The sequence below is a fragment of the Flavobacterium sp. Root186 genome, assembly GCF_001428525.1.
Classification (GTDB): Bacteria; Bacteroidota; Bacteroidia; order Flavobacteriales; family Flavobacteriaceae; genus Flavobacterium.
On sequence record NZ_LMHW01000017.1, the window covers coordinates 304,089 to 321,999 of the forward strand.

A 17,911-nucleotide genomic window follows, 5' to 3' on the forward strand; every position below is an offset into this window, starting at 1 on the left:
TATGATAGAAAAAGTAGCCAATAACAAATATAATACTGAAGAACTAAATCTAAATAGTACAGAAGAAATTCTTGAGAAAGTTAACTATTATAGAACCCTTTTAGGCAAAACCCATGATTTATCAAATGTAGATTTTGTCAGATTACAAAATGACATTCATACTTTTTTTAATATTAAACCCGGCAGTTATCGAAAAGATCCTCCAGAAAGAATGGTTCGCATTTCAATAAATAATCAAATTTTAAAAGACTCTGAATTAAGTTATTTAACTGATATTTCTCAACTTCTTGCGCCTCCTATTGACTTATGTAATTATGGTCGTTGCAATTTACCCAAACAGCAAGTACTTTACTGTGGTATTAATGAAGCAGAAGCATATTGGGAAATGAAACCAAAAAAAGGCGATGTAATTACCCTATCTCATTTCAAACTGAAAGAGGGTGCCATGGTTAATTGTAATTTAATCCAAAAAGATAAAACTATAAATCCTGTCTTTGAAAATCAATTACAAGAGGTCTTCCACATCTTGGAGGATTTCTTTGTCGATGTTTTTAGTCTTGAAGTATCCAGAGGCCGACCACGAGATTATCTTTTTAGTGCTGAGCTATCCTCCCAATTTTTGTTTTATCCAGTTCAATCAAAAGATAATATCGAGGCTATAATTTATCCAAGTGTACAGAAGAAAAAATTTGGTCACAATATTGCTATTTTAAATAGTATTGTCTTAGAAAAATATGATCTGATTGGAGTTGAAACACGATTTATCTTAGAGGAGTATCAAAATACAGATCCCGAAAGTTATGATCTTACAACAGATAATTTGATTGCTTCATTTGGAACAGAGTCCTTTGATTTTGAAAAAGGAAAAATATTATACGATCCTGTAGTGGATGAAATTTTTCAATTTCTTAGGAAATTACAAACTCTTCCATCAGGCCAACAAAGATTGTCTAAAGATAATATTACTTTCAATTTAACTTTAGGAAAATGCACTGTGAAATCATTTATTAAAAAAGATAAATTGTAATATCAAAACATGTTTTTTTTAATCTCTAATTGTTTAATCAAAAAATAAACAACATGCATACTTTATATATTATCGGCAATGGCTTTGACCTATTTAATGGTTTTAAAACACGTTATGCCGATTTTCACAATTTTGTAATTCAAAATTTCCCAGATTTAGAGAATAAAATTGAAAATTACTTTTTATTCGGAACAGACGATAAATATCTATGGAAGAACTTCGAAAATGATTTAGCGACATTTCAATACGAAAACCTACTAGGTGACCTAAACAATATTGATGTTCACAGCGAAAGCTTCAAGCCCAGCGAAGTATTTGGTTTGGAAGATGAAATAAATGAAGAAGTTGAGCATTTGATTGATGATATTAAAGATGCATTTAGAGAATGGATAGAAGAACTTGAACTTCCAGCTAAAAAAAAAGGATTGGCTAAAATTAAAGAAGATGCAAATTTTATAAACTTTAATTACACGGATACTTTAGAGGTGCTTTATTCGGTTCCTATTAGTAAAATTCTATACATCCATAATAAAGCCAACGATTACACCTCTGAACTAATTTTTGGTCATGGTATGTTACAGGAAAAGGATCCTGCAAAAGAAGAGCTTGATGAGTTTGGAGACTCTAACAAAACTTTATTTACGGATTCCGAAAATGCTGCCAGATATCCATTTTATGCTTTAATAAAAAATTCCGCCTCGATTTTAGATAGCAACTCCACTTATTTCGATAATATTAAATCTTTTAATGAAGTAATTATTTTAGGGCATTCCCTTGGAGAGGTTGACTGGCCCTATTTTAAGAAGGTTCAACAATTACTACCAGATACAAATTGGAAGATTAGCTATTACTCGCAAGACGAGAAATTAAATCTTAAATCCACCGCAATTGAGATGCTTGGTATAAACGATGATAAAATTCAGATGATAAGGATTGATGAGCTTTAAAAACTGGTGTTGATGTACAGAGAATTAAACATTAAAATTAGTAAATCGAAAAAAGCGTCTAATAGCAGGAGAACTCAAATGTTTTTCTATTTAGATGGTCAAATAGGTCCTCGTCGCAACCTTAGCAACGATAGCAGTGGGAATCCTTTTGTGCCAGGGTTCTGCACAAAAGATTGGAACGTAAAGCGGAAGGCCTCCTAAAAAATATTATTATACACAATTAACAATGCTTATCACTCCGAATAAGATTCCGGCAACATTTCCCGGTACACTAAAGATCGCAAAAAAATCCAGCCCCTAAATGCCCCGGCTGCAAGTCTGCCTAAGATGCATTCAAGAATAATTCGACTAATCAAAAAAAAGTTAATCTCTTTAAAAGCATTCAATAAGGGCAATAATACGCTAATTTTGCAGTTTACCATTACCTAACAGCATAAAGCAATAATAACTACAAGAAAATCATTAAATATTTTTTTTAAACAAGATTTATCCTTTTAATTTTAAATTCCATTAGAAATTGAAACCTCAAAGATTATTCATAAGAGATATTAATTAACAGAAACTTTTTTGAGTGTTGAATTATATTTTCCAAAATCTACTTCTTCAAAATCTTTAGCTGCTTTTTGCTGCACGTCTACATCTTTTGTTTTCAGCTCAGATGACATATAGCTCAGCTTTCTTTTTACATTTTCGATTAAATCAGACCACCTCATAACCCATATTTCAATTTTACCAGTAGAACTTTGAAAGTATAAATAAGGGTTATCATTATTTTTCCTTATACCTTCAAGTTTAAATTCGGTGTCTGAATTAATAGCTGAACTTACAAGAAGAATCTTGAAACTTACATTTTGACTTATTGAATTATTCTTATCAATCTCTCGTGCATACTTTTCTACCTGAAGTAATTCTTTTGAACTAATTTTCACTCTGGGAGCTTTAAGTTCAACTACTAGAACTTCCCTTTTCTTATAATCTAGAATTCTTTCATTATATAAAAAAAGATCAGTTATAGACCGTAATGGTGTTTCAATCTCGGTATTAATATTATCGTCATTCTTTGATGGTTTATATGACAAACAATCTTCTCTTAATTTTAACAAATTATTCTCAAGGTTTTTATCGGATAGTGCTTTTGTATTTTGATTAAATTCCTCCCCAAAAACCCACAACATTTTTTCTAAAAATTTATGCAGTTCTTTTCTTTCCTTCACGTTTTTAGAAATTTCACTATAAACAAGTTTCTCAAGAAACTCCAGGTCTTCAATTTTTTTGGCTACTTTATCTGAAAATTCAATTACACTTTCTAAATCTGTCTTTTCTAAAAGATTAGTAAACTTAGTTATGGTTTTGGAATTGAGATGCAGAATATTTTTTATAATATTATCGAGTTCTCCATTCGAAATTGTACGGTCAATTAAAGGATATATAATTTCCCTAAGTTTATTATTTTCATTTAATAAATGATATTTATCTTCAACTAAAAAAGCAAGCTTATCAAAGATTACCTCTTTAGATTTCGAACTACTGGACTTGTCTTTAAAAGGATAAAACTCGTCGTTCTTTAACTTTAAACTGAAATTATCGTATTCTGCATTTCGTGCTCTATAAAACTCACTAACGCTGTCTTTTACGAATTGACGAAAATTTTTCCAATCTTCATCCATTTCGTCTAAGTCAATATTCCTATAAAGATCTGTTGGAAGTGTGTTAGATTCCACGTAAACATACCATCCTCCTATTTTTGGACTGAGCCATTGTGCATCAAATTCAAAACCGTTGCCAATAGTTTGAATACCAGCATTGTTTGTCGTCAAAAACACTTTTATTTTATCAACCTTTTTTATTTGAATAAAATTAAACACAACTTTATGTTCCGTTCCTTTTTGATCTGTAAAGGGAAATATTTTAGCTACAGGACTGTCAATTATAAAGTGCGAAGGCTCCATCTTTTTCCCATTGACATGAAAAATAATATCTTTATTAAAAATTTTCAGGGAATATTTTTCAAAGATGGCATCTTGGATATTATTTTGAAGAAATTTATCTATAATTTTCTTTTTTGGCTCTTTATCAGTGATGACACTATCATAAAAATCATTAATTGTGACCTGATAATATGTTTTATGACTTTTCCCTTCTAAAACCTGCTCATTAGACTCTACATCTATATCAGACACATTTAGGTTCTTGCCGAACATATCAAAATGCAACGGTATTAGAGACTTTGTAAAACTCTTAGATTTATCCGAATAACCGACCGTCTCTATAGATACTTCTTTACCTAATTGAAAACTAGCAAATCTTCCAATACCTTTGCCACCGTCTTTATTTGTTGTACCGATATCAAATAGTTTTCTCTCTAAGTCAGTTACGTGCACGCCGATACCATCATCTTTAATTACTAACTTTTTAATCAATGAAGGGGTAATTTCATCTTCCCTGGCATATGCGATATCAATCCAAATATTTGTAGCCTTTGCGTGAATAGAATTATTCATAAGCTCACTGAAAGCCGTAAACGTACTAATATAATTAGCAAATAATTCATTTACAAGTCTTGAATTTGTTGTTAGTTTCCTTCCCATAATATTTCCTTTGAGGTTCTAAAAATAGTCGAAAAAAAGAAAAAAACCTACATGATTTAAACTAATAAAAGAAACGTTAACTAATATTTATAACTTAAAAATTAGTGAGACCTGTAGTTTAAAAAATCTATAATCTAAAAAATCGATTATAAAATTAACCTTTGAAATTTACTGGAAGTTTAGCAGCCTGCTTTAAAAAAACTCGAGGCAATAAAAACTCAGCATCACATAATCAAGAAAACGTAAAATAAACTTCAATTTTAATTACAGTACTCCTGCCTGAATTGCACTAACATGCTTTACTTATTCTAAAAATAATGGTCATCGTTTTTTCTAAAGAACGTAATTCAAATCTAATTTTCCAAGCCATAATTAATCATTTATTTAACATTATTGCTTTTAATAGTAAGTTTATTCTAATAAAATACTTTTTTTTTAAAATGCTGGAGAATAAAAAAAATACTACATTTAGCAACCACTATAACTAATTGAATCTAATGCTTACAATACATCTTTTACCCGCTCTTTATGGAGATACAATTTTAATTGATATTGCTAAAAATGAAAATCAACCAAATACAAATATACTTGTAGACTGTGGTTTTAACTTTACTTCCGGATTGCTCCCATTGCTTGAAGATCACCATACAAAGGGAAAAATCATTGACAGATTCATTATTACTCATTATGATGAAGACCATATCAGCAGCGCAGCAAAACTTATAAAAGATAATGGATCAGCTTCAAGTGCTAAGATAATTAAAATTGATCAGGTCTGGCATAATGCTTACAGGCATTTGCAATTTGAAAAACAGAATCTGAAACCACTAAGCCCATTAGAAGAAGGCCCGCTTAAAAATTTTATTGCTTCGCAAAATCCTCAGGATACTTCTAGAGGAACCCAAATCGGAGCTAAACAAGCATCTAAACTAGGCAAAGAATTACTGTCAGGAGACTACAGCTGGAATACCGATTTCCAAGGCCAGGCAGTATGTATCGAGCATAAAACCGAAGTATTGATTAAAGAAGGAGTCAAAATAATTCTTCTCGGACCTAATAAAACACAATTACAAGCGCTTGAAAGTGCATTTAAAAGAGGACTGAAAGAATTTGGAGTTACGTTATCTGCCAGTGAATTTATAGATGATGCTTTCGAGCTTTATATTAAATCGATTGAGAAAGGAGAAGTTGAAAATTATCAAGGCGAAATTACAGGTTCTTTAATCTCTTCTTTCACGCCCGAAATTATTGAATCTATAGTTAAAAATGCAAAGTATAAAGCAGATAGGACTGTTGGGAATGGAAGTTCAATTTCATTTATTTTGGAAGCTGACCATAAAAAAATATTATTTTTAGCAGATGCCCATGCCGAACCAATTATAGAGCAGTTGCAGCTTTTATACCCGGGTCAGGACAAACTTTTCTTTGATGCTGTTAAGGTGGGTCATCATGGCAGTTTAGCCAACAACCCTCGAAAGCTTTATGATTACATAGATAGTCCACTATACCTCATATCAACAAATGGCGAACATCCTTCTCATGCTCATCCTGATATAGAGACACTTGCTTTTATAATCAACAGACCGCTTCCTGAAAACTTAACCAGCAGAAAATTGTTTTTTAATTATGCTCCAAAAAACTTGGCAGGTATTTTCGATGATAATTTGAAAGAAAAATTAAATTATACTACTGAAGTTTCTAATAAAATTGATCTTTAATGATAGAGACTAATCACTTAGCAATTTGTACTTGGAAAGTACTTAACAGCGAGAGTATTCCAGAAGGCACAGCTTTTTTTATCTCCGAAAATCTTCTGCTGACATCATTGCATGTAGTTGAAAATTTTGCTGACCAGACATTTTATATTGAAAATAGGGAAAATGCAAAATTTAAAGTCACCGTCAAAGACTCCTGCAAAATTAATGATTTGGCAATTTTAATTACCGAAGAATTTAATTCCGAAAATATAGTAATTCTATGCGATGAAGATCCTTTAATAAGTACCGAGTGGTCGTCTTTTGGTTTTCCTGCAACAGTAGATGGCTCGAAAGTGGGGTCCAAAATTGCAGGCACTATTTTTAATAAAATAGACATTGAACATACTCATGATATTGTACTGGAAACCAATGGTATTGCTCTTCTTAAGGAATTTAGAGGGTTTTCCGGGTCTGGAGTTCTCAATTGTAATCAATACGTTACTGCGGTACTTAGGTACAAGGATGTAAATCATTTATGCTCGGTAAGTATAAAAAAAGCTAAAGATTTCCTTATACTTAACAATGTTGCTATTAAAAATGATGAGCTAGGAGACTTCACTAATTATGTATCTGCGGCCTTTGATTACACATCTGACCCTTTCAAAGGTCTTGGACAGGCCCAAGCTAAAGCTGTTGCAAAGAAAACTTCTCCGCAAAATATTGCAGTAGGACTCGGTGGAAAGCTGATGGTACCGGAACGTTCCGGAACATTACAACAGATTATAGGTTATTTGAAAAGCCAGACAGCAATAAACCAGGAATTATGGAGAGCATGGTTAGAATTTTTGACCTACGTGCAATTTCTTAAAGGCGAATATTCAAATGTAAATGCAATTTGCATCTCTCTTCCTAAAACTGAAGTTTCAAAATTAATTCCAGGAGTTGAAACACCAATTACGCAAGACATAAACTTGACATTACAGTTCTATTTTACTGAAGAAAAGGTATACTTCGACATTGCTAAAGAGTATATTCTGGAAAAATCATTTGCCGGTACGCTACAAAATAATCAGTGCCATATTTTTCATTCACATAACACAATGTTTGGCCTTAATGTGATTAGTCCGGAAGATAAGAAAAAAATTGTATTTAATATTGCAGGCCCACCTGATGCAGGCTTAAATATTGCTGAATCTATATACTGCGGTATACTCAGTTTCACAGAACTAAGCAGAAAAGTCACTTCAAGTCAATCGCTTGAAGACATAACCGATAACCTAACGAAAATTTTCACTGATGCAATTAGTTAAATCCAGACAAACAATAGAAGAACTCTCCAAATTTGATGACTTTTTCAATACCTCAGGAACTGAATGCTGGCAAAAACCTTCCGGAAGTATCAATTTATATGTCTTCTCAATAATTTACGAAACTGCCGCAGAGCTTGAAAAAAAATATAAAGAACTCAGAGATCACATTGCAGTAAGTTTTCAAAGCAAAAGAGATAGTCATGCAGAACGCTGGAATTTATACTTGCTGTATTTGGTAAAAGAAGATGTACCTGAAGAGCTTAAACAGATAATACTACAAGATAAATTTTCTGCACGAAAAATGGTATGCAGGATCGAAAACAATCAAATTAATGATGATTATATAAAATCCTTAATAGGAAAAACATTAATCGATATCGAAATTCCGCTGCGTCAAGTATCCACAGATCAACTTGAGCAGGTCATTAATGCCAATCATCCTGAAGTGGCTCAGGCGATACAAGCAATTGGGACGATGACCAATAGGGATAATTTACAAAATCTAATCAATATCTTAACTGATGAGCAAAATTAAAAACATTAAGATTGACGACTTTCGCATATATAAAGGAAGCCAAGAATTTAGTTTTTCTGGTACCGGACCGCTATCGAATCTGATGGTAATTTACGCACCAAACGGTTATGGCAAAACATCTTTTTTTGATGCTGTTGAATGGTGTTATGCCAGCAAAATAAGAAGATTTGAAACGGATGTGCTTGGCCATGAGATAAACAGAAGGGACTATTCGAGCGGAGACAAGATATTAATTACCAATAGACAAAGTTTTAAAGAAGGAAGAAGTGGCTCTGTTAAAATTAGCACTGATGATCAGAAAGTTATTGAACGAACTGCCACCGAACGTAAAGGAGTTAGGGTAGATTTTAAATACGATTATAAAACTGTCAGCTATCTAACTTCTGATTACGATCAGCCAGTACTGGACAGATTAGTTAAAACTAATATTTTAACTCAAGACCAAATCGATGAGTTTCTGCGTCATACTAAGCCAGATCAGCGGTTCTTGCAGTTGCAGAACTTTTGGCCAGAAGGAGAGAATGCAATTTCAATTCTGCGTGATTTAGACAGCTATGTAAATATGCTGCAAAAGGAAAAAGTTGACCTTCATGGAAGCATAACCCTGGCCGAACAACAAATTAAGGATTTTCTAAATGCCGAAGATCAGATACTGCCTTTAAATAAATCAATAAAAGATCTTACAGAGAACTCAAAAACAGGATTAAAAATCGAGGAACTGACAAATAATGTAAACAAGGAGTCTTATCAGGCTATTTTAGCTACAACACAAACATATATAGAACGTGCTAAACTTATTGAACGCAACAGTAGCGAGCAAATCGCTGTCTTGCTTAATCTTCAAAAGGATTTCACAAATTATCTGCTATGGAAAAAAAACGAACCAATATTAGACGACAATTTCAGTAAATTATCTGAATTGGCAAAATTGCACACTGATCTTAAATCTCACAAAGATGCAGGTAAAGTACTTGATACCAAATTATCCTTTCTTTTAAATTCAAAACAAAAACTCACTCGATTACTCGAATTGATTGATCTTGTTGATGTCGTTTATAAAACAATTTCGGATCAAAAAGAAATTGTAAAAAACAGCCGTCTCGATATTGACAAACATTTTCATTACTTAGAAGGCTCCCGAAGGGTAATACTGGAATTACAATCCACACTCAAAGATTGGATTACGCAACGTGACAGCTTAGACAAAAGCTTATCTGAATGGGACACTGAACTGCAGAAATATAACTTTTGGAAAGAAGAAACAGAAAAAACTACAAAAAAATTAAAAGAGCTTAACGATTCTTTTGAAGAAAATGAGGCAAAGATCAGTGCTCAAATTGACAAAAGAAGCCAGTTTCACGCAATTGAAGAAAAAAGAAATTATGAATATTTGCCTGAAACAGATCAGGAAAAACTTTCTAAGGAACTTGTAGAGCGCAACGATATACTATCATTAATTATCACAAATAAAAATGAAATAGAAAAACTTCATTCAGATCTCAACAAGTCTTCATCTTTAGATGAAACCTTTGAAAGATTAATATCTTGGGGAGAAGAATATGTAAAGAATACCGATGCTGATCACTGTCCTCTTTGCGCAACAAAATTTACTGATGTCTCTATTTTGATTAGCAAAATTGAACAACAAAAATCAGCAGTTACCGCTACAGATAAATTGAAAGCTGACCTGAATACTGCACTTGCAAGTGAAAAAGATCTTTTGGAAAAATTAGCAGTTCCAAACCAAAAAATTGCTCTATATATAAAACATTCTCTCGAACTTTTTCAGAATGAAATTACTTTGCTTCAAACACAGAGAGCACAGATCACGGTTGATATTAGCAACACCAAAAACAGCTTGGAAAATTCACAGCGCGAAGTCAAGAAGAGTCTTTCAGTGCTACAGCCCGATCTTGATGAAACGGATAATAAAAAAGATTTTGATTTTCAAAAGATTAAATCTGATATGCAGCTTAAATTATTAGAAATAAGCATAAAATGCAAACGGTTAGAAAACATAGTACAATATAGAAATAATGCAATTTCGACTTTAGACAATAAAATTTCAATATTGAAAAACAAGGTTTCTACAAGTGAAAATACTATAGCAATTTCTCGGGCTGACATTACTTTGATAGAAGCCGAGCAAATTATGTCAGAGTTAAATTTGCCTATCGACACATTTTATAAAAAAATATTAAATAGCAGGCTGTCGGATGTTACAACAGAACATACATCTTTTCAAAATGAAAAAAAGAAAAATATTGATAAAATATTAGAAATACAAAATAACATCAATGCATCTTCAGTCCAAATTTCGGAAGCGGACATTCCCGGTCTTCGCCTTGCCAAACAAGATGAAATTGCTGAAAATCATCAAAAAATCAACAAATACAAATTAATTTTTAATTCTTTCTCAGAAATATCAGAACCTACAGAGGATTTTTTTACAAAGGAATTAGATAAACTGCAAAAATATCTTGATAATGTTGAAGCTGAAGTGAAAGATCTTGAGGAGCTGTTAATCAATTTGCAAGTTATTGAAAAAAATGTTTTAAAAAATTCAACAGAACGGGATATTAAACGATGGCAGGAAAAGATCGGCCCCTTGGATCTGGCGATAGATAAAGTTAAAAACGCTCGAACAACTTCAGAAAAATATATTAATAATGAAATTAATAATTATTTTAATCAAGACGTAATCAATCAGATTTATTCCAGAATTGAGCCTCATCCAAATCTTAATGAGATCAAAATTAATCCAAAAGTCACAGATAAAGGCCCTATATTGGATATAAAGGCTGTGAGTAATGATGAAGAACTTGATCCCTCTTTATATCTAAGTGCTGGTCAGCTAAATGTCTTGTCGCTAAGTATTTTTTTAGCAAATGCATTTGAAAAGCAAAGTGACGAGATTGATACTATATTTATGGATGATCCAATTCAAAACTTAAGTGATATTAATATGCTTTCCTTCATAGATTTAATCCGCACGATGATTACAAAATATGATCGTCAGATTGTAATATCCTCTCATGATGAAAACTTTTATAAATTAATGCGAAATAAGATGCCCTCAGATGAATTTAATGTACGTTATTATGAAATAGAAAGTTTTGGAAAAGCGAGGCATATTCTGTAGATCTAAAGTATTTATTTAAAAAAAAACTCCAAAATCCAATTTTTTTGGGATTTTTTTTGATTAATATATACAATAGTTTATAAAGGCATTTTAGATAGAAAAGGGGTACAAGTGTATAATAAAAATGGAGACCTTTTAGCTTCTTGTATTAAAGATTTAATTACGAATGAAATTGAGGAAAAAAGAAAATATTTCTATGGAGACTTAAATGTTTTTAAAAGATTAGATTATAAATATCCATATTACACTTTTAATTATGAAGATAATGGAATTGATACAATATTTGTTCATGATGAAGATTATAGTCTAAATGAATTTTTAGCAAGTGACGAGATGAGCATCTTCCCTTGGAATGATCGTGCATATTATCATAAATTTGAACCAGAACTTCCGACAGATGTTTGATAAAATATTAAAACAACTACCCATATCAACTACTACTGCTAATTTGGGTAATTGGCTCAATACAGAGTTGGTTTTATATTTGTGATGATGTGCTTTGCCTGTTCCTTATCTCGGGTGGCAAATCCAAAGATAGGGCTTAATTTAATCCCAAACTAGCTGCAGTACAAGGACGCTTGCAGTAATGCTATGAAGACAGTTACAATGAATGAAATTTTATATACAATTGCAAAAGACTCACAAGGAAAACTTTTTACCGCACTGTCCGCTGAAAAAGGAAGCCAGTATTATTGTGTAAACTGTAATAACGTTTTGGTACTCAAAAAAAGCGGAAAAGTTGGTCCACGCACAAAACGACCTCATTTTGCGCATAAATCGCTGATGCCAAATTGTCAACCTGAAACAGCTTTGCATTTTGGATTCAAAACTTTAGCAGCTGAAAAATTAAACCAATACTTAGAAGCTGATGTTCCATTTAATTTTAATTGGCGTTGTGAATTTTGTAGGGAGCAACATACAGGCAATTTCACTAGGAAACTAAAATCGGTGAGATTAGAATATGATTTAAAATATTGCAAACCAGATATAGCGCTTTTAGATGAAAATGATGAGATTTTTGCGGCTATTGAAATTGTAGTTACCCATAAGCCAACTGAGAGTGTCTTAAACTACTATCTTGAACACAAAATTATATTAATCCAGATAAATCTTAAATCTGACGACGATATCTATCTTATAGAAGAGAAACTGACTAAACCTAATTTGGTTAAATTCTGTTTGAACCCAAAATGTAATGTCTGCGATAATTTTCAGCAAAAATATATTATGTCAATAGTTGATGGGAAATGTTGGAATTGCTACAGCCCAATGAAGTTTGCCGCAATGAAGGATGGAGGTAATAAATTTTTATTTGGGCCAGAGAAATTTAGTCCGACAGAAATTACTTATGCCAGAGAAAAGGGTGTAGCGATCCGTGAGTACCACAGCAAAATTACAGGTGACCAATATCTAGCGAACTTTTGCCCAAAGTGTGGTACGTTTATAAGACGCTATTCTAAATTGCAAAATTATTTTTCTTATGCCCACGAAGAGGCATTGCCAATCACAGATTTTCGAATTAGATATAATTGTAACTATTGTTCCGAAAAAAAAATATCCGATGAAGACGATTGGTCGCAAAATTTAAAATGGTAGCACTACTTCTAACGGCTATTACAGCTGATTAGGGCAATAGGCTTAATAAAAAATGGATTTAACCTTTTAGCCCCGATTGCTTCGCCAGTTCGCTTCGCTCGTGTGCAGTGGAAATCCTTTTGTGCCGGGGTTCGGCACAAAAGATTGGAATGGATAGCGGGAAAAAGCTCCAGAAAAAAATATTAAACCAAAAAAAATACCATCCAACCTGCCCCATACCCTCCTTAAAAAAAAACAACACCAATAATCTAATTAAAAAAAATAGAATAACAACTTCCCATACAACAAAAAATTACCACAAGCACCACCTTAATTCCCAAAACCCGATCAAAGACCCAAAAACCGCAGCCAAAAACACCCAGCCCCTATGACCCGCAGAACCCTTATAAGGAACCCCAAAGCGGCCCCAAAGACATAACGGTGAAGGACATAGAAAAGGACCTTATAGAGAATGACCCATCAAAGGGATTTGAAACTGATATGATACCCTAAAGAACAATGAGGATGAAAGTGCAACCTTTGAGACCATAGAACCCGAAAAGGACAATAAATCCTCATATTTATTAGCAATTCCTTATATGGAACTGTTTATTATAACTGTATTGCGGATGAAGCAGTTTCACGAGTATTCTTTGTGTACTTTCACTGCAAGGCATATTTTTACATATTGGTAAAACTTTTGATGCAACAAAAAATCCCTGCTTCAATAAGAAACAGGGATTTGGAAAAAAACTTATGTTTAGAAACATTTTAGTAGGCAATAGTAATCATAAATAATTGAGAAACGGTAATTCCTTTCCCGGTCCTTACATTTTTTAGCATAGGGTTTTAAAACCCATACATTCCACCAGAAACGGAAATTTGTTCTCCTGTGATCCACGCCGCATCATCTGAAGCTAGAAAAACAGCAACTTTCGCGATATCCTCGGGCTGGCCTCTACGACCAAGCGGCGTATTGGCAATAAACATTTTTTCATATTCACTGCCCGGGGTAACACCGGCACTAGTTGCACCTTCTGTCTCTGTAGCTCCCGGCAAAATAGAATTGATACGAACTTTTTTTGCACCCAGTTCTTTCGACAAGGAAATCGTTATGGCATCTAATGCCGCTTTGGTTGCCGAGTACAAAGAAACTCCGGCCATTGGTGACTTACTTGCACCCGAACTGATATTGATGATAGTACCGCCATTATCTCTAAACAGTTTCAAAGATGCCTGAATAGTAAGTACAGGTCCCAGAACATTAACGTCAAAATGCTGATGAAAAGCTTCTGGTGATGCCTGCTCAATAGGTAAAAATTGTTGAAAGACCGCATTGTTTACCAAAATATCCAAAGTACCGAAAGCCTTCTTTGTTTCTTCAAAAAGTCGGATTACATCAGCCTCTTTCGAAACATCTGCCTGTATCGAAATCGCTATGCCTCCATTGTTGGTGATCTCCTTTACCACACTGTCAGCATCTTCTTTGCTGGAGACATAATTGACAATTACTTTTGCACCCTCTGCTGCAAAGTGTTTGGCGATAGAAGCACCTATCCCTTTTGAAGCACCTGTAACTACAGCTACTTTATTTTTTAATTTACTCATTTTAAAAATATTTTAATTATTTAGACAAATAGGTCATACCGCCATCAACAAGAAGTTCAGCACCAAGCATGAACGAGGAATCATCAGAAGCAAGAAATACCGCAGTTTTGCCAATGTCAGCTGGTTGCCCGATTCTGCCTATTGGCATTTCTCCCGCAAAGTGTGTTTTTAAAGCTTCAATTTGTTCTGCGGGAACAAACTTGTCAAATGCCGGTGTGTCTGTTGTACCTGGCGTTATAACATTTGCCCTAATTTTTCTGTCTAAAAGATCACTTGAAAATCCTTTTGCAAAATAGATTACGGCAGCTTTTGCAGCACCATAAAGCGTAAAGTTCGGATAGGCACGATGTGCTGCATTCGATCCGATAAGAATAATAGAACCGCCATCATTCATATATGGTAGTGCTTTGTGAACAGTGAAGTAAACACTTTTCAGGTTTAAATCAATAGTTTTATCAAATTCGGCTTCGCCAATAGTTGCCACAGTACCTACAGTTCCGCCGCCTGCATTGGCTACAACCACGTCTATTTTACCAAATTTTTCAAATGTTTCCTTAAACACTCTTTCCAGGTCGGCAAGGTTGGTTACATCTGCATTTATAGCTAAAAAATCATCGCCAAGCTGAGCAACAGCACTATCTAAAGTTTCCTGATTTCTACCAACGATAACGCCTTTAGCACCTTCACTTTTAAATTCCTGGGCAATACCAAATCCGATACCGCTATTTCCGCCTGTAATTACGGCTACTTTGTTTTTTAATCTGTTCATTATTTTAGTTTTAAATTATTTTTTTAATTTGATAAGATTTAATGTTGGTAACGATCCACCGGGGAATCGCTGCAATTTTCCGCCTTCGTGCAGGGTACCTAAATCAATGCCGGCAAATCCAATGCTATTAATTATGCCCGACACAACATCTTTTGCATCGTCATCATTTCCTGAATAAAAGATCACCCTGTTTCCATTGGCAACCTGTGGATTTTCTGCCAGCACATTTGCATATAAAGTATTAAAAGCTTTAACTACTTTTGCACCTTTTGCCCATTGGCTTACCACTTCGCTAGATGTTTTCGATCCCGGTTCTGCCGATACAAATTCGGGTAAACTGGCATTTGTAACATCTATCAGGATTTTACCTTCTAATGAAATGTTAGATAATGCCTCCTGAGCGTCTTCCCATCGTACTGCAAGAAATACGACATCACCTTGGGCTGCTTCCTGCACCGAACCTGCGGTAATATTGCCGCCGATTTGTTTTATTTTTTCTATAAGCGTATTCCCGCCACTTCTGTTGCTGATAATTACTTGGTAACCAACTCCGGTTAAGTGTTTTGCGAGCGTTGTGCCGATAGCTCCGGCACCGATAATTCCTATTTTCATTTTATACATTTTAATTGTTAAAACTATTTTATTACTTTTGTTTCACAAAGATACTATTGATAGTATCTTTATGAAACAGTAAATACGCCAAACTAGTTACTTTGAAGTAACCAAAAAATTAAAAGTGTTATGAGAGATCAAAGATTTTTCGCCGCAGAATGCCCGATGACCAGGGCTATGGTATCGTTAGGAAGCAAATGGAAACCTATTATTATTCACACTATCCATACCAGAAAAATTAGGTTTGGACAGTTGGATGCCATCATTCCGCTAATTACAAGGAAAGTACTCACACAGCAATTAAATGAACTGGAAGAAGATGGAATTTTGTTTAGGGAAGAGTTTATAGAACTGCCGCCTCGTGTTGAATATTCACTTACGGAAAAAGGATTGGCTTTATTGCCCATCTTAAAATCTGTTTGCGAGTGGAATGTATTTTACGAAAACACCAAAATTTGCGAGCTTAAAAACTTGGAGGGGGGAGACTAAAAAGAAAAAAAGAAAAAGACTTAATCTTTTGCCTATTATCTTCTTGTAGCATTTTTTTTTAAGGCATGTCATGTTAGAACCAAAAAATCTGTGTATTCAGACAGTATTTGCTAAATGTTATTTTTGACCATTATTTGAGTTTTCTTTTCTTCTTTAATCTGTTCACAAAATCCTGTCGCTGATAAGTTTCGCCATACGGGATTTGTGACAGAATCGTAGCACAGAATGACTTTTAAAATACCAGACTAAACATCAACTTGGTAATTTATTTACCAAACCAAATTGAAGCTTCATGCCGCTATATCCCTTTTGTCCGACAGCAAACTTTCAAAATTATATAAGGCAAAATATACGCCGTATGTTTAAAACCGATTAAAAGATGACACAAAACAATTAACTAAAAAACAGGGGAACACAATTGTGCCCCCAGTATTTTTGAATTTAGAGTTTAACCAAGTCAATTCCTGAAAAGACGCCTTTGACTTCGGTAAGCATGCCTCCAAGAGCAAGTGTGCACAAGTCAATCGGAGCAAAACCTATGGATTTGATCAGTTCAACTACCTCAGTTTTTGCATGCCGAACGTGCTGGCGACAAAAGCGACACGAAGACCTTAACCAATCAACGGATCTGCTGCGATTCTTGCAGCAAAAGTGTATTAAACGCTTTCACGATTCGCGCGCACGGTAATTTTTCTAGTACGATCCCAGTTGAGGCGTTGCCCAACTCAGCGATTTTACCCCCTCAATTAACTCATTGATGATATCGATCACGATTTTGCTTCTCCAGCTGATCAGCCCAGTGAGAGACTTTACTTCCCACCAAAGAAGCGCCAGTTCTACAATATCTGCAACAGCAGCCTCAGTAGTTCGCATTGCTTCACACCTTTGCTTAATTTCACATGAAGAGCTTTGATGGTTTCAGGTTCTTGCTATTGCTGATCAAAACAGGAACATTGATTTTCAGCTTTTGCATGGAAATTGCTTGCCCGATATGGCCCGCGCCAATAATTCCAATTGTTTTCATGATGTTTATTTATAAATGCTTATTAGTAATTATTTAGAATGCAGATTTGATTACCCCGCCATCGGCCCGAAGCGCAGCGCCATTGGTGGCCGCTGAAAGGGGGCTGGCAATGTAGGTCACCAGATTGGCGATCTCTTCCGGTTTGATAAAACGCTTCAATAATGACGTTCCCCTCATGGTTGTAAAAAACACTTTTTCCATTTCAGTATCGCTGATGCCTTGCTGTTCAGCGGTTGCTTTCATAAAATTGGTGATAGCCTGCGTCGATGTTGGTCCGGGTAAAACAGTATTTACGNTCCATTTCAGTATCGCTGATGCCTTGCTGTTCAGCGGTTGCTTTCATAAAATTGGTGATAGCCTGCGTCGATGTTGGTCCGGGTAAAACAGTATTTACTGTAACTGCCGTACCGACGGTCATTTCGGCAAGCCCTCGTGACAAACCGATCTGGGCAGTCTTGGAAACACCGTATTGGATCATCTCCGCAGGGACCTGTACACCCGATTCGCTGGAGATAAAAATGATCCTCCCCCAATTGGCTTTCAGCATTTGCTCGATGTAAGCACGCGAAAGACGTACACCACTCATAA

At 34.4% G+C, this 17,911-nt stretch carries 15 protein-coding genes and 1 pseudogene; 9 read left to right on the plus strand and 7 right to left on the minus strand.

Features of this window, described 5'->3' with window-relative positions:
• Nucleotide 1 precedes the first annotated feature (1 nt).
• Nucleotides 2-1,027 carry a hypothetical protein gene (locus ASD98_RS23560; RefSeq protein WP_056209768.1) on the plus strand — a complete coding sequence of 342 codons (1,026 nt, stop codon included), beginning with the start codon at nt 2-4 and terminating at the stop codon, nt 1,025-1,027.
• A gap of 53 nt (nt 1,028-1,080) precedes the next feature.
• Nucleotides 1,081-1,974 (plus strand): bacteriophage abortive infection AbiH family protein, encoded by an 894-nt coding sequence (locus ASD98_RS23565; protein WP_056209771.1) that lies wholly within the window; start codon nt 1,081-1,083, stop codon nt 1,972-1,974.
• A 548-nt stretch (nt 1,975-2,522) separates the two neighbouring features.
• Here the strand turns inward: ASD98_RS23565 and ASD98_RS23570 are convergent.
• The gene (locus ASD98_RS23570) at nt 2,523-4,562 is read right to left on the minus strand and encodes an ATP-binding protein (protein ID WP_056209775.1); all 2,040 of its coding nucleotides are present in this window, start codon (nt 4,560-4,562) and stop codon (nt 2,523-2,525) included.
• Between the two features lie 497 nt (nt 4,563-5,059).
• Between ASD98_RS23570 and ASD98_RS23575 the strand changes: the two genes are divergently transcribed.
• The 6 genes from ASD98_RS23575 to ASD98_RS23600 all read left to right on the plus strand — a co-directional run bounded on the left by ASD98_RS23575 (nt 5,060) and on the right by ASD98_RS23600 (nt 12,842).
• Nucleotides 5,060-6,280, plus strand: a complete 1,221-nt coding sequence (locus ASD98_RS23575; RefSeq protein ID WP_056209778.1) for an MBL fold metallo-hydrolase — start codon at nt 5,060-5,062, stop codon at nt 6,278-6,280.
• On the plus strand, nt 6,280-7,569 hold the full coding sequence (locus ASD98_RS23580) for a serine protease (RefSeq protein WP_056209780.1): 1,290 nt from the start codon (nt 6,280-6,282) through the stop codon (nt 7,567-7,569). The genes ASD98_RS23575 and ASD98_RS23580 overlap by 1 nt, the downstream gene beginning before the upstream one ends.
• Nucleotides 7,556-8,104: an ABC-three component system middle component 1 gene (locus ASD98_RS23585; RefSeq protein WP_056209783.1), complete on the plus strand. Its 549-nt coding sequence runs from the start codon at nt 7,556-7,558 to the stop codon at nt 8,102-8,104. The genes ASD98_RS23580 and ASD98_RS23585 overlap by 14 nt, the downstream gene beginning before the upstream one ends.
• Nucleotides 8,091-11,246 carry an AAA family ATPase gene (locus ASD98_RS23590; protein WP_056209786.1) on the plus strand — a complete coding sequence of 1,052 codons (3,156 nt, stop codon included), beginning with the start codon at nt 8,091-8,093 and terminating at the stop codon, nt 11,244-11,246. Before ASD98_RS23585 ends, ASD98_RS23590 begins: the two co-directional genes overlap by 14 nt.
• Nucleotides 11,247-11,357: 111 nt before the next feature.
• Complete coding sequence (locus ASD98_RS23595) at nt 11,358-11,651, plus strand: hypothetical protein (protein WP_056209789.1); 294 nt, start codon at nt 11,358-11,360, stop codon at nt 11,649-11,651.
• A 201-nt stretch (nt 11,652-11,852) separates the two neighbouring features.
• Nucleotides 11,853-12,842 carry a hypothetical protein gene (locus tag ASD98_RS23600; protein WP_056209791.1) on the plus strand — a complete coding sequence of 330 codons (990 nt, stop codon included), beginning with the start codon at nt 11,853-11,855 and terminating at the stop codon, nt 12,840-12,842.
• An 828-nt stretch (nt 12,843-13,670) separates the two neighbouring features.
• On the opposite strand, the gene ASD98_RS23605 is transcribed toward ASD98_RS23600, so the two are convergent.
• The 3 genes from ASD98_RS23605 to ASD98_RS23615 are packed head-to-tail and all read right to left on the minus strand — an operon-like array spanning nt 13,671 to nt 15,819.
• On the minus strand, nt 13,671-14,429 hold the full coding sequence (locus tag ASD98_RS23605) for an SDR family NAD(P)-dependent oxidoreductase (protein ID WP_056209795.1): 759 nt from the start codon (nt 14,427-14,429) through the stop codon (nt 13,671-13,673).
• Between the two features lie 16 nt (nt 14,430-14,445).
• Nucleotides 14,446-15,198 (minus strand): SDR family NAD(P)-dependent oxidoreductase, encoded by a 753-nt coding sequence (locus tag ASD98_RS23610; RefSeq protein WP_056209798.1) that lies wholly within the window; start codon nt 15,196-15,198, stop codon nt 14,446-14,448.
• 15 nt (nt 15,199-15,213) lie between these two features.
• Nucleotides 15,214-15,819 carry an NADPH-dependent F420 reductase gene (locus ASD98_RS23615; RefSeq protein WP_056209801.1) on the minus strand — a complete coding sequence of 202 codons (606 nt, stop codon included), beginning with the start codon at nt 15,817-15,819 and terminating at the stop codon, nt 15,214-15,216.
• A gap of 120 nt (nt 15,820-15,939) precedes the next feature.
• On the opposite strand from ASD98_RS23615, the gene ASD98_RS23620 reads away from it, so the two are divergent.
• Complete coding sequence (locus tag ASD98_RS23620; RefSeq protein ID WP_056209804.1) at nt 15,940-16,299, plus strand: helix-turn-helix domain-containing protein; 360 nt, start codon at nt 15,940-15,942, stop codon at nt 16,297-16,299.
• 895 nt (nt 16,300-17,194) lie between these two features.
• On the opposite strand, the gene ASD98_RS24500 is transcribed toward ASD98_RS23620, so the two are convergent.
• The 3 genes and pseudogenes from ASD98_RS24500 to ASD98_RS23900 form a co-directional block, all read right to left on the minus strand.
• Nucleotides 17,195-17,323 carry a hypothetical protein gene (locus ASD98_RS24500; RefSeq protein ID WP_255357711.1) on the minus strand — a complete coding sequence of 43 codons (129 nt, stop codon included), beginning with the start codon at nt 17,321-17,323 and terminating at the stop codon, nt 17,195-17,197.
• 33 nt (nt 17,324-17,356) lie between these two features.
• On the minus strand, nt 17,357-17,566 hold the full coding sequence (locus ASD98_RS23895; protein WP_056209809.1) for an SDR family oxidoreductase: 210 nt from the start codon (nt 17,564-17,566) through the stop codon (nt 17,357-17,359).
• Nucleotides 17,567-17,619: 53 nt separating this feature from the next.
• A pseudogene (locus ASD98_RS23900) lies at nt 17,620-17,909 on the minus strand (SDR family oxidoreductase); the annotation flags it as partial.
• Nucleotides 17,910-17,911 lie beyond the last annotated feature (2 nt).

Coding starts and splice junctions, on each gene's coding strand:
- ASD98_RS24500 (WP_255357711.1), bottom strand. CDS start 17,323: ATGAAAACAATTGGAATTATTGGCGCGGGCCATATCGGGCAAGCAATT.
- ASD98_RS23605 (WP_056209795.1), bottom strand. CDS start 14,429: ATGAGTAAATTAAAAAATAAAGTAGCTGTAGTTACAGGTGCTTCAAAA.
- ASD98_RS23620 (WP_056209804.1), top strand. CDS start 15,940: ATGAGAGATCAAAGATTTTTCGCCGCAGAATGCCCGATGACCAGGGCT.
- ASD98_RS23590 (WP_056209786.1), top strand. CDS start 8,091: ATGAGCAAAATTAAAAACATTAAGATTGACGACTTTCGCATATATAAA.
- ASD98_RS23615 (WP_056209801.1), bottom strand. CDS start 15,819: ATGTATAAAATGAAAATAGGAATTATCGGTGCCGGAGCTATCGGCACA.
- ASD98_RS23560 (WP_056209768.1), top strand. CDS start 2: ATGATAGAAAAAGTAGCCAATAACAAATATAATACTGAAGAACTAAAT.
- ASD98_RS23570 (WP_056209775.1), bottom strand. CDS start 4,562: ATGGGAAGGAAACTAACAACAAATTCAAGACTTGTAAATGAATTATTT.
- ASD98_RS23600 (WP_056209791.1), top strand. CDS start 11,853: ATGAATGAAATTTTATATACAATTGCAAAAGACTCACAAGGAAAACTT.
- ASD98_RS23580 (WP_056209780.1), top strand. CDS start 6,280: ATGATAGAGACTAATCACTTAGCAATTTGTACTTGGAAAGTACTTAAC.
- ASD98_RS23565 (WP_056209771.1), top strand. CDS start 1,081: ATGCATACTTTATATATTATCGGCAATGGCTTTGACCTATTTAATGGT.
- ASD98_RS23575 (WP_056209778.1), top strand. CDS start 5,060: ATGCTTACAATACATCTTTTACCCGCTCTTTATGGAGATACAATTTTA.
- ASD98_RS23895 (WP_056209809.1), bottom strand. CDS start 17,566: ATGAAAGCAACCGCTGAACAGCAAGGCATCAGCGATACTGAAATGGAA.
- ASD98_RS23585 (WP_056209783.1), top strand. CDS start 7,556: ATGCAATTAGTTAAATCCAGACAAACAATAGAAGAACTCTCCAAATTT.
- ASD98_RS23610 (WP_056209798.1), bottom strand. CDS start 15,198: ATGAACAGATTAAAAAACAAAGTAGCCGTAATTACAGGCGGAAATAGC.